General features: G+C 71.9%; 7 protein-coding genes. 6 read left to right on the top strand and 1 reads right to left on the bottom strand.

What is annotated here, in order from left to right; all coding sequences use genetic code 11:
- Positions 1-70: 70 nt before the first annotated feature.
- From KGA66_RS05500 to KGA66_RS05480, 5 genes are all read left to right on the top strand, one after another.
- On the top strand, positions 71-823 hold the full coding sequence (locus KGA66_RS05500) for an HAD family hydrolase (protein ID WP_211465207.1): 753 nt from the start codon (positions 71-73) through the stop codon (positions 821-823).
- 62 nt (positions 824-885) lie between these two features.
- The gene (locus KGA66_RS05495) at positions 886-1,866 is read left to right on the top strand and encodes a patatin-like phospholipase family protein (RefSeq protein ID WP_211465206.1); all 981 of its coding nucleotides are present in this window, start codon (positions 886-888) and stop codon (positions 1,864-1,866) included.
- A gap of 55 nt (positions 1,867-1,921) precedes the next feature.
- The gene (locus KGA66_RS05490; protein ID WP_211465205.1) at positions 1,922-2,431 is read left to right on the top strand and encodes a DUF6912 family protein; all 510 of its coding nucleotides are present in this window, start codon (positions 1,922-1,924) and stop codon (positions 2,429-2,431) included.
- Positions 2,432-2,528: 97 nt separating this feature from the next.
- Positions 2,529-2,963, top strand: coding sequence for an aspartate 1-decarboxylase (gene panD / locus KGA66_RS05485; RefSeq protein ID WP_211465203.1), 435 nt, complete (start codon positions 2,529-2,531; stop codon positions 2,961-2,963).
- Positions 2,964-3,108: 145 nt separating this feature from the next.
- Positions 3,109-8,097 (top strand): NAD-glutamate dehydrogenase, encoded by a 4,989-nt coding sequence (locus KGA66_RS05480; RefSeq protein ID WP_211465201.1) that lies wholly within the window; start codon positions 3,109-3,111, stop codon positions 8,095-8,097.
- A gap of 223 nt (positions 8,098-8,320) precedes the next feature.
- Here the strand turns inward: KGA66_RS05480 and KGA66_RS05475 are convergent, their stop codons facing one another.
- The gene (locus KGA66_RS05475; protein ID WP_211465199.1) at positions 8,321-10,966 is read right to left on the bottom strand and encodes an FHA domain-containing protein; all 2,646 of its coding nucleotides are present in this window, start codon (positions 10,964-10,966) and stop codon (positions 8,321-8,323) included.
- A gap of 355 nt (positions 10,967-11,321) precedes the next feature.
- Between KGA66_RS05475 and KGA66_RS05470 the strand changes: the two genes are divergently transcribed.
- Positions 11,322-12,478, top strand: a 1,157-nt coding sequence (locus KGA66_RS05470; RefSeq protein ID WP_211465197.1) for a serine/threonine-protein kinase, incomplete at its 3' end; no start/stop codon positions are given.

Raw genomic sequence — 12,478 nt, 5'->3', positions numbered from 1 at the left:
CCGTACCATGGGAACTCTTACCCGATCGGCGGCATTCCACCCGAGCGGTCGGATGGCGAAAGGCGGCGATATGTCCACAGGCGCCAGGTTCGAAATGTCCGAGTACGCCGCGCCCGGCGGTGCCACATCCGGTGCCGGGTTCAAGGCGCTGATCGTGGACTGGGGTGGGGTACTGACCTCCCCGCTCGCGACCGCCCTCGACGGATGGTACGCCGCCGAGGGGATCGACGCCGCCGGATATGAGCGGGCGATCCGCGATTTTCACGACGAGGGCCTGGCCGCGCTCAACGTCTTCGACCCGATCGCGGCGCTTGAGCGCGGCGAGTTGCAGGTGGAGCACTTCGAGCAGGCGCTGGCCGAGCGGCTGACCCGCTTCTGCGGGGTGCCGGTGCCGGCCGAGGGGCTGATCGGCCGCATGTTCGCCGGATTCTCCCGCGCTCCGGCGATGGTCAACGCGGTGCGGCGGGCCAAGGAGTCCGGGCTGCGCACCGCGCTGCTGTCCAACTCGTGGGGCAACGATTACCTGCGGGACGAATGGGACCAGTTGTTCGACGCCGTGGTCATCAGCGGGGAGGTCGGGATGCGCAAGCCCGAACCGGAGATCTACCTGCACACCCTCGGCCTGCTCGACGTCGCGCCGGCGGAGGCGGTGTTCGTCGACGATCTGGAGCGTAATGTGCGAGCCGCCGCGGACCTGGGCATCACCGGAGTACACCACCGCTCCTACGCGGAAACAATCGGTGAACTCGAAGCGCTGTTCGGAGTGCGGTTCGCGGCGCGGCGGGCCGCGCGGCCGGCTCTCGAGAAACAGGGCGGCAGGTGAGGCCCGTTTCCGCCGCGGGCATCAGTACGGCAGCGAGCGCGTCGTAGGGACGGTGAGCAGGAGTGGGCGAAGCAGTACGCAGGGGCCTCGTGCTCGGCGGAGGCGGCACACTCGGCGCGGCCTGGACGATCGGAGCCCTGGCCACCGTGCACGAGGAGCTGGGATTCGACCCGCGCACCGCCGAACTGATCATCGGCACCTCGGCCGGCGCCATCATCGCCGCGCTGGTCGGCGCGGGCGCGAGCGCCCAGGACCTGTATCAGCACCAGCTCGCCGAGGCGGTCCTCGACGGCCCGCTGGCGGGGCAGGTGTTCGATTACGACAACGCGGCCGGCGGGGCGGTCCCGCTGCGGCCCCAGCGCGGCATCGGCTCGCCGAAGCTGATCGCGCGTTCCGTCCGGCACCCGCGCCGCTACCCGAAGACCGTGGTGCTCTCGGCCTTCCTGCCGCCCGGCCGCGGCTCGCTCGGCGACATCGGCCGCATGGTCGAGGAGGTCATCCCGTCCGGCGCCTGGTCGCCGCATCCGGGCGTGCGCATCGTCGCCATGGACTACGACACCGGCGAACGCGTCGTGTTCGGCGAGCCGGGGGCGCCGCACGTCGGCCTCGCCGAGGCGGTCGTGGCCTCGTGCTCCATCCCGGGCTGGTTCACCCCGGCGGTCATCGACGGCCGCCGCTTCGTGGACGGCGGCGCGTTCTCGAACACGAGCCTGGACCTGCTGGTCGCCGACGCGCTGCCCGGGGGCCGGCCGCTGGACGAGATCTACGTCGTCGCCCCGATGGCCGCCCGCGGCTACGACCGGCCCCGCACCGCCCTGGGCCGGCTGGAGCGCGGCTACCGGCACCGGGTCACCCGGCAGATGCTGCTCGAAGCCCGTGAGGTGCGGCGCGGCGGAAGCCGGGTCGTCATCCTGTGCCCGGGCCCGGAGGACCTGGCCGCGCTCGGTACGAACCTGATGGATCCCAGCCGGCGCGCCGAGGTGCTGGCGACGGCTCGGCAGACCACGGCGGCGTTCCTGGGCGGTTCGCGCGCAGTAGCGTAGAGCGCGGGCCCGCGGCCGGCCCGCACACCACCCACGGCGGAGGGGACCCGACACGATGCGCGTGTACATCCCGGCGACGTTGCCGGTTCTGTCCGAGCTGTCCAAGCGCGGCGAGCTCGGCCCCGGCCCGCTGACCGGCTACGCGGTCACCCCGGCGTTGCGCGAGTGGTACACCGAGGGCGACGAAGAAGAGCTCGAATACGCTGCGATGACGGAGGCCGCGCGCGGGGCACTGAGGCTGCTCGCGGCCGATCCCCTCGCGCCGCGCCGCCGGGTGGTGGTGGCCGCGGACCTGTTCGACGCGGTCGTCACCCCGGTCGGCACGCCGGTCTCCCGGGAGCAGGGCGTCGAGCCCGGTCAGGTACGCATCGACGGCCTCGTGCCGCTGCGGGACATCGCCTCGTTCCACGTGGACGACGCCATCGCGGAGCCGACCGTCGCCGAGGCGGCCCTGGTGGTGCGGGCTGCCGACGACGGCGACGAGGACGCCCAGTTCGCCGTGGACGGCGCCGAGGACTACGACCTACTCTGGTTCGCCACACAGGAACTGCCGGACCTGCTCTGACCGGCTCGGCTTCAGCCCCGTAGAACCGCACCTGTACGACCCCTGCGTCCGGTACCCGCACGGCGACTGGAACGCATCCGGAACACAAGGAGCGCACGTGTACCGCACCATGCTCAAGTCCAAGATCCACCGTGCCACCGTGACCCAGGCCGACCTGCACTACGTGGGATCGGTGACCGTCGACGCCGCGCTGATGGATGCCGCCGACCTGCTGCCCGGGGAACAGGTGGCGATCGTGGACGTCACCAACGGCGCGCGGCTGGAGACCTACGTGATCGAGGGCGAGCGCGACTCGGGCGTGCTCGGCATCAACGGCGCCGCCGCGCACCTGATCAAGCCCGGCGACCTGGTGATCCTGATCAGTTATCAGCAGATCGAGGACCGTGCGGCGCGCTCGGCGAAGCCGCGGATCGTCCATGTGGACACGCAGAACCGGATCATCGAGCTCGATCACGATCCGGCGCGGCCCGTCCCGGGCACCGGCACGGTCCGTCCGCCGCTCGCGGTCGGCGCCGGTGTGAACACGATGTGAGCGCCGTCTCACTCTGTAGGATCTCGCAACCCGGAAATGACAACATGATCGATCAATCCGCGTCCGGCGCTCCAGACTGCCGGGTAGCCTAAAGCTCGTAACCGGGATGAGCCGCGCAACGGCGCGCGGCCGTAGGAGCGAGCACATGGTGACGCAGCTGGACGAGGCCAAGGCCGCACTGCTGGAGGAGGCCGCGCTACTCGCGCGGAAGGCCGAAGGCGGCAGCGGCGCGGGGCAGGGGGCGGGCGGACAGGCGGAAACCGGATCGGCGCCTCTTGATCCAGCGCAGGCGGAAACGGTCCTGCGCCGCTACTACCGGCACGTCCCGTTCGACGATCTCGCTGACCGCACCTGCGCCGACTTGCTCGGCGCGGTGCGGTCTTCGGCCGACCTGGCGGCCAACCGGCCGCAGGGCACCGCGAAGATCCGCGTGTACACGCCCACACCCGAACGTTCCGGCTGGACCACCGGTGCCACCACGCACACCGTGGTGGAGATCGTCACCGACGACATGCCCTTTCTGGTCGATTCCGTCACCGCCGAACTGAGCCGGCTCGGGCACGGCATCCATGTGGTCTTCCACCCGGTGTTCGCGGTGGAGCGGGATCTGGTCGGCCGGCTGCGTTCGCTGCCGGACGCCGACCCGCCGCAGCAGACGCCGGCCGGGGCGCTTACCGAGTCCTGGATGCACATCGAGATCGATCGCCAGCCCGAGGACCCGGACCGGCTCGCCTCGATCGAGGCCGACCTGCGCCGGGTGCTGCGCGATGTGCGGGAGGCCGTCGAGGACTGGCCCAAGATGCGCGCCACCGCGCTCGCCATAGCCGAGGGCCTGGACGCCGAGCAGGGCCGCGCCGCGCAGCGCGCCGGCGTCTCCTACGACGAGGTGACCGCCGGCCAGGAACTGCTGCGGTGGCTCGCCGACGACCACTTCACCTTCGTCGGGTACCGCGAGTACACCCTGGAACAGGTCGACGGTGAGGACTCGCTGCGCCCGGTCACGGGCACCGGCCTGGGGATCCTGCGCTCCGACCAGCCGCACGGCTCCTCCCGGTCCTTCGCCAAGCTGCCGCAGGAGGTCCGGGCCAAGGCGCGCGAGCCGAGGCTGCTGGTGCTGACCAAGGCCAACTCGCGCGCGACCGTGCACCGGCGCGGCTACCTGGACTACATCGGCGTCAAACGGTTCGACGCCGAGGGGCGGGTCGTCGGCGAACAGCGCATCCTCGGTCTGTTCTCGGCGGCGGCCTATTCCGAGTCGGTGCAGCGCGTTCCGGTCATCCGGCAGAAGGTGCGCCAGGTCCTCGACGTCCACGGATACGCCCTGACCTCGCACTCGGGCAAGGACCTGCTACAGATCCTGGAGTCGTACCCGCGCGACGACCTGTTCCAGATCCCGGTGGACGAGCTGGCTGAGATCACCGGCTCCGTGCTTCACCTCCAGGAACGCCGGCGTCTGCGCCTGTTCCTGCGTCAGGACGAGTACGGCCGGTACTTCTCCGCGCTCGTATATCTGCCGCGGGACCGGTACACCACCGACGCGCGGCTCAGGCTCCAGCGCATCCTGCTGGACGAGCTGGACGGCGCCGTCGTGGACTACACCGTCCGGTCCACCGAGTCGGTGCTCACCCGGCTGCACTTCGTGGTGCGGGTGGCCCCGGGCAACCGGCTGCCCGTCGTCGACGCGGAGCTGATCGAACGCCGGCTGACCGCCGCGATCCGCACCTGGGAGGACGACTTCGCCGCGCGACTGGGCGATACGGTCGGCCCGGAACGCGCCGCCGAACTGCTGCGCGACTACGCCGGCGCCTTCCCGGAGGGTTACAAGGCGGACTTCCCGCCGGAGAACGCCGTCAAGGACCTGTTCCGGATCGAGGCGATCCACTCCGACGACACCACCGACTCCTCGCTGGCGGTCTACCGCAGGCCCGGCGCCCCGCCCGAGCAGTACAGCCTGAAGATCTTCCGGGTCGGCCGGATGATCCCGCTCGGCGAGGTGCTCCCGATCCTCCAGCGCTTCGGGGTCGAAGTCCTCGACGAGCACCCGTACGAACTGAGCCGGCGGTGCGGCGACGCGGCGTGGATCTACGACTTCGGGCTGCGCGTGGCCGACCCCGAGTCCCTGCGCGACGAGGCCGCCCGGGAGCGGTTCACCGCCGCCTTCGCCGCCGCCTGGTCCGGGCTGACCGAGAACGACGGTTTCAACGCGCTGGTGGTGCGCGCCGGGCTGGCCTGGCGCCAGGTGACCGTGCTGCGCGCCTACGCCAAGTACCTGCGGCAGGGCGGCACCCCGTTCAGCCAGGAGTACATCGAACTGGTGCTCAGCCGCAATCCCGGCCTGGCCCGGTTGCTGGTCAAGCTGTTCGAGGCTTCTTTCGACCCGGCGCACGCCGCGGCCGGCCGCGAGCTGATCGACGGGCTGGTCGAGGAGGCGGAGGGCGCGCTGGACGCGGTCGCCTCGCTCGACGAGGACCGCATCCTGCGCTCGCTGCGCGCGGTGATCGAGGCGACGCTGCGCACGAACTTCTACCAGAAGGCCGCAGGCGGCGGGCCGAAGCCCTACATCTCGTTCAAGATCAACGCGGCGGCCGTGCCCGACCTGCCGCAGCCCCGGCCCAAGTACGAGATCTGGGTCTACTCGGCCCGCGTCGAGGGCGTCCACCTGCGCTTCGGCGCGGTCGCCCGCGGCGGACTGCGCTGGTCCGACCGGCGCGAGGACTTCCGCACCGAGATCCTCGGCCTGGTCAAGGCGCAGATGGTGAAGAACGCCGTGATCGTCCCGGTCGGCGCCAAGGGCGGTTTCGTGGTCAAGAGCCCGGTCGACTCGGCGGACCGCGACGCGTTCCTCGCCGAGGGCGTCGAGTGTTACAAGACGTTCATCAAGGGCCTGCTGGATATCACCGACAACCTGGTGGACGGCAAGGCCGTGCCGCCCGTCGACGTGGTCCGCTTCGACGGCGACGACACGTACCTGGTGGTCGCGGCCGACAAGGGCACCGCCTCGTTCTCCGACACCGCCAACGCGGTTGCGGCCGAGTGTGACGTGTGGGGTCCCGGCGGCAAGGGTTTCTGGCTCGGCGACGCCTTCGCCTCCGGAGGTTCGGTCGGCTACGACCACAAGGCGATGGGCATCACCGCGCGCGGCGCCTGGGAGTCGGTCAAGCGCCATTTCCGCGAACTGGGCATCGACACGCAGCGACAGGACTTCACCGTCGTCGGCATCGGCGACATGTCAGGGGACGTGTTCGGCAACGGCATGCTTCTGTCCGAACACATCAAGCTGGTCGCAGCGTTCGACCACAGGCACATCTTCCTCGATCCCGCGCCGGATCCCGCGCTCTCCTACGCCGAACGCCGCAGACTGTTCGAACTGCCCCGTTCCTCCTGGGCCGACTACGACAAGCGCCTGATCTCCGCGGGCGGCGGCGTCTTCCCGCGCACCGCCAAGTCGATCCCGCTGACCGCGCAGGTACGCGCCGCTCTCGGCATCGACGGCTCGCCGTCGCGCACGACCCCGGCCGAACTGATGCGGGCGATCCTGCTCGCGCCGGTGGACCTGTTCTGGAACGGGGGCATCGGCACTTACGTCAAGTCCGGCGCCGAGTCGAACGCCGACGTCGGCGACAAGGCCAACGACGCGATCCGGATCAACGGCGCGGACCTGCGGGTCAAGGTGGTGGGCGAGGGAGGCAACCTCGGCTGCACCCAGCTCGGGCGGATCGAGTTCGCGCTGCACGGCGCCGGCGGCACCGGCGGGAAGATCTGCACGGACGCGATCGACAACTCCGCCGGCGTGGACACCTCCGACCACGAGGTCAACATCAAGGTCCTGCTGGACCAGGCGGCGGCCGCCGGGCAGTTGGACCCGTCCGAGCGCGGCGCGCTGCTGGCCGCGATGACCGACGAGGTGGGCGGGCTGGTACTGGCCGACAACTACGGCCAGAACGTCGCGCTCGCCTCGGCGATGGCGCAGGCGTCCTCGCTGCTCAACGTGCACGCCCGCTACCTGCGCAAGCTGGTGGCGGACGGGCACCTGAACCGCGAACTGGAGTTCCTGCCGAGCGAGCGCGCCGTCAGCGAGCGGCGCCAGGCGGGTCTCGGGCTCACCCAGCCGGAGCTGTGCGTCCTGCTGGCCTACACCAAGATCACCCTGGAAGACGAGCTGCTGGGCTCGGAGCTGCCGGACGACCCGTTCCTCATGGGCGACCTGATCCACTACTTCCCCACCGCGCTGCGCGAGCGCTTCCGGGACCGGATCGAGGCGCACCCGCTGCGCCGGGAGATCATCACCACTCAGGTCGTCAACAACATGGTGAACAACACCGGAACCACCTTCGTGTTCCGGATGCGCGAGGAGACCGGGGCGTCGGCCGAGGAGATCGCCCGCGCGCACATCGTGGCCCGCGCCGTGTTCGACATGCCCGCGTACTGGTCCGCCGTGGACGCGCTGGACAACCGGGTCGCGGCCCAGACACAGGTGCGCATGCGGCTGGCCGCGCGGCGGCTGACCGAGCGCGCGTCCCGCTGGTTCCTGCTCAACCGCCGGCATCCGCTGGACATCGCGCTCCAGGCCGAGTCGTTCCACACCGGCGTCGCCGAAGTGGTCGCGCAGCTGCCCAAGCTGCTCAAGGGCGCGGACTTCGACCAGTTGGCTGCGGCCAAGCAGGAGTTGCTCGACGCCGGGGTGCCCGAGGACCTGGCCGCCCGGGGCGCCACCCTCTCGACCGCCTACTCGGCCCTCGACATCGTCGAGGTCGCCTGGGACAGCGGCCGCGCTCCGATCGAGGTGGCCGAGTGCTACTTCGACATCCTGGACCGCTTGCGTATCGGCGTGCTTCGGGACCGTATCAATGCCCTGCCGCGCACGGACCGCTGGCAGGCGATGGCCCGCGCCGCCGTGCGCGAGGAGCTGTACAGCGCTCAGGCCGCGCTGACCTTCGAGGTACTGGCCGCGGCGCCCGGCGAGACCGAACCGGACGCCCGCTTCGCCACCTGGGTGGCGAAGAACAAGGCGGCGGTGGACCGGGCGCAGGCGGTCCTTGAGGAGATCGGCAGCGCGGACAGCTTCGATCTGTCGATCCTGTCGGTGGCGCTGCGCGTCCTGCGCACGATGCTGCGGACCGGCTCGCTGACGTAATGCACGGTGGCTGTACCTAGGCCTGGCCTGGTGTCCCGCGCCGGAAATCCGCCGTGAAAATCGGCCCCCGCATCCCGCCTGGCCGCGTTGCCGAAACGCCCACAGACGACCCACTGCGTTGATTGAGCACCGCGAGGGTGTTCCGGCGCCTTGCCAGCCGGGCGCGGATGACCGGACGTGCGCAGCCAGGTCGAGCAGAGTCATGCGACGGATTTCCGGCGCACTAGCGGGAGGCGGCCCGGCGCACCGTCTCGGCGAGCAGCGCGAGGTCGGTCGGGCCGCCCGGCGCGGCGCCCGGCGAAGCGTCGCCCGGGCGGCGCGCAAGCGGGTTGCCCAGTTCGGTCCACTCCAGCCGGATCGCGCTCGCCCGGCTGGATGCGGTGGACGGCATACGGCCACTGATCAGCGCGGCCTGCATCGGCAGCACCCGGCCGTCCGGGAGCGCGAGGTGCGCGCGGCCGGGCATTTCGGCGCGGATCGAGGCGGCCGCGGACAGCGAGACCAGTCTGCGGGACTCATCCACGCCGTGGGTGCGCAGCGCGATGCGGATCTGCGCCTCGTCACACAACTCGCCGTCGAGCAGGCGTACCGCCTGCGGGTCTTCGAGGGTGAGGCCGATCGCGAGATGCACGTCGTGGTCCCGGCCGTCGCGTGCCACCGCGGCCAGGCCCTTGGCGAACCACGGATGAGCGGCGGCCAGCGCGTCGAAACCGTCCACGACGATGAGCAGTCGCGGGTGTGGCGGGTGTGGCGGGTGTGGCGGGTGCGGTAGGTCCGACGGGTCCTCGACGGCCCGGCGCCGCGCCGCCTGAACTCGCTGTTCGACTTCGGCCTCAAGGCGGTCCAACAGCGCGCGCAGGTCGTCCGGCGGCGCCTGCGCGGGCAGATGCGCGCTCGTGTGCGCCAGCGCGGCGCAGTCGGCGAGCGAGGGGCCGTCGCCGCCGGAGACCAGCGTGACGCGCAGGTGCTGCGGCCGGTTGACCGCCGCCAGCGCGCACGTGATCGAGCGCAGCGTCTCGGACACCCCGGAGCCCGCCGCGCCCGCGACCAGGATGTGTTGCCCCGTCAGATCGGCGCGCACCGGACCGTGGTCGTCGGCGCCGAAGGTCAGCTCCGCGCTGGCCGGCCGCAGCGCCCAGCGCGCTCCCAGTTTGGCCGGAGTCAGCAGATCCAGATCCAGCAGCGCCAGCAGCCGCGCCTCTTCCGGCAGTTGCGGCGCGCCGAAGTCGTCCGATTCGCGCAGCGGGGCGAGCGCGCGGCCGAGGCGTTCCGCCCACTGCGCGGACGCGAGGTCGGCGATGATGTTCTCCAAAGCCGCGGCGTCCGGCCGCTCCAGCCGCACCCGCGTGTGCACGTCGCCGCCAAGCGTCGCCATCGCTCCGGTGGCGTCCGGCAGTTCCGCGGGACGTGAGGCGAGCACGATCGCGTGAATGCCGAACTGAGGTCCGTCGTTCAGGAGCCGCTGCAGGCCCGGCAGTCCGGACAGCGCCGAGGCCGGATCGAGCACGAGGACGGTGCGCCTTGCGCGCCACGGTTGCCCGAACGCGCTCGAAGACCCAGTGGTGTGCGGGCCGGCGCCCGATTCCGCCTCGCGGGCTTCGAGCCTGCCCAGCAGTTCGGCGACCCGGGCCTGGGCCTGGGCCGTGTCCAGGCCGACCAGCGCCCGGCAGTCCTGGCCGTCCTGCGGGATCAGGTGCGGCAGCCAGCGCGCCCACCGCCAGCGCTGTGGCTCCTGGCCGCAGAGGATCACGAGTTCCAGGTCGCGCGGCGCGCAACCGGCGGCCAGTTGGGCCACGAGCGAGCGGGCGAGCCGGGTCAGCTGCGGGCGCGGGCCGACCAGGCCGAGCACCCCGGCCGACTCCAGGTCGACGGTGACCGGCGCGGCGGGAACGCGCGGGCGGAAGGATTTCGGCCCGGAGCGCACGGTGACCCGCGACGCGATCCGCGCCGTCCCGAGCCGCAGCTCCAGCAGGCCGGCGCCGTCCGGATCGCGGGACCACAGTCCCGGTTCGGGCCGGATCGCCGCGGTCAGCAGCGCGGCGAGGTCAGGATGCCGCCGGCGGCGCAGCGCGGCCTCGGCCGCCAGTGCGTCCGCGATCTGCTTCTCCGTGGCGGCTTTGGTCTGCTCGAACGCGGCCGCGGCGCGGCGGCGGCGCGCGGGCAGTCCGCGGTTCGCCGGCAGCGGCGGCAGGTCGATGCGCGGCGCGGGCAGGCCGGCCGGCACATGCCGCTCGGTACGCACCCGCACGCGCCCGAGCCGGTCCGGTTCCGCTTCGGCCGGGTCGTTCGCGGATCGCAGCATGAGGGTGGTCTCGCCGAGACGCACGACGGCGTCGGGCAGGAGCAGCACCGGCTCGTCGCCGACCGGGGTGCCGTCCAGGGTGGTCCCGTTGGTGGATCCGGCGTCGCGAAGCCGCACCCAGTCGGCGGTGACGAGCAGCTCGGCGTGCAGCCGGGACAGGTCCGGGTCCTCGACGCGCACCTGCGCGGCCGGACCGCGGCCGATCGCGATCCGCACCGGTTCCGCTCCCGGCTCGGGCGGTGCGATCAGGTGCACGCCTCCAGCGTCCGGGCCGCCGACGACGTGCAGTTCCAGGCCGCCCGGGAGCGTCGTGGGCGCGCCCGGAACACCGACCGTGAGCACGGCGCCGTCCAGCAGCGGAGGCAGCCCGAGCGGCGTGTCGTCGCGCACCGGCTCCGTGCCGGCGTAGAACCGGCCGTCCGTCAACCCTGCCTGTGCCCGCAGCGCCCCGGCGGCGGCGCTGAACGGCGTGCCGGCCGCCACTTTGACGACTGCGTCTACGCAGTCAAGTCCGGCCTCCTCGCGTGCCTCGTCACGGTTCGAGGCCACGGAGAGTCGGATCTGCATGCGCGCTGCCTTATCAGGATGGGGAGAACCCAGGCTGTCGATGTCGGCTCTTCGAACGCTGCCGGGGTGGCACGGTTCGATGTCCGGTCAATTCTCGCCGGTAGTCACGGTATCCGAGAGCATATGCGCCGAGGGCTGAAGACAGAGCCGGACACCACCGTCCTGAGCGCATGAGCCGCCAAGGTGCACCAACCGCCGACGTACGCGCTCGGCGCGTCGCCGGGCTCCTGTAGCAGGTTGGGTACGAAACCATGGGGCGATCCCACCGGAAGCGGTGGCGGCACTAGTGTGACCTTGCGTTGTCCGCTGCGCCGCGGCGGCGCCAGCCCGAGTCGACAACTGGGGGAGAGGTTTCGTGGGTCAGCCGATCGGCAGCCGATACGAGCTGGATGAGCAGTTGGGGCGCGGGGCCTTCGGGTCGGTGTGGCGGGGGCATGTTCGGGACACCGGCGAGGCGGTTGCCGTCAAGGTGCTGTTGGAGGAACTCGCCGCGGACCCGGACGTGGTCACCAGGTTCCTGCGCGAGCGTACCGCGCTGGTCGGCCTGAGACACCGCTCGCTGGTGTCAGTACGCGACCTCGTGGTCGAGGGGGATGTGCTGGCGCTGGTGATGCAGCTGGTCGACGGCCCGGACCTGCGAGCCTACCTGCGCGCGCGTGGCACGCTCGGGTCGGAGGAGGCCGCGCTGCTGGTCGCCGATGTGGCGGAGGCGCTCGCCGTCGCCCACGCGGCGAAGATCATTCACCGGGACGTGAAGCCCGCGAACGTGCTGCTCAAGCCGGATGTCGGCGGTTTCCGGCCGCTGCTGACCGACTTCGGGATCGCGCGGTTGGCCGACGCGCCGTCGGTCACCCGCACGAGCCAGGTCGTCGGCACGCCGTACTACCTCTCGCCGGAAGTGATCTCGGGTCGCAAGGCCACCGCCGCAGTGGACATCTACGCCTCGGGCATCATGCTTTACGAACTGCTCACCGGGCATCCGCCGTTCCGCGGCCGCGACGCCATGGAGGTCTTCCGCGCGCATCAGACCGCCACGCCACAGCGCCCGCCGGGCGTTTCGGACCGGCTGTGGGCCGTGGCGACCGCGGCGTTGGCGAAGGATCCGCAGTTGCGGCCGCTGGCCGGCGAGCTGGCGTCCCGGTTGCGCGCGGCGGTGCGTGTCAAGCAGGACGGCACGACCGTGCGGCTGCCGGTGAACCCGAGTGAGGGCACGGTGGTGCTGCCCGCGCTGTCCGCCGAGGAGAATATCGCGGCCGGGGCAGGGGCAGGCGCGCACGCCGCACCTCATGCCGTGTGGCCGAGCCGTCCGCCGCAGCAGGGCAATGTCGCCGTCGCGAACGGCGCCGCGTCGCCCCAGGGCGCCGAGCGGGCGAAGCCGGCGCCGGTCGGACCCGCTGCCGCCGGTGCCGGTGCCGGTGCGGCAGCGGGTGTCGCCGGGGGCGCTGGCGCGCAGGCCGCCGCCGCCCGGTCTCGCGCCGCGCAGCAGCCGCCGAGCGGCGCTCAGGTCATCCC

This window comes from Actinocrinis puniceicyclus (assembly GCF_018283645.1).
GTDB classification, from domain to species: Bacteria; Actinomycetota; Actinomycetes; order Streptomycetales; family Catenulisporaceae; genus Actinocrinis; species Actinocrinis puniceicyclus.
The sequence above is the reverse complement of the archived record's forward strand: the minus strand, read 5'-3'. Positions and strand labels throughout refer to the sequence as shown.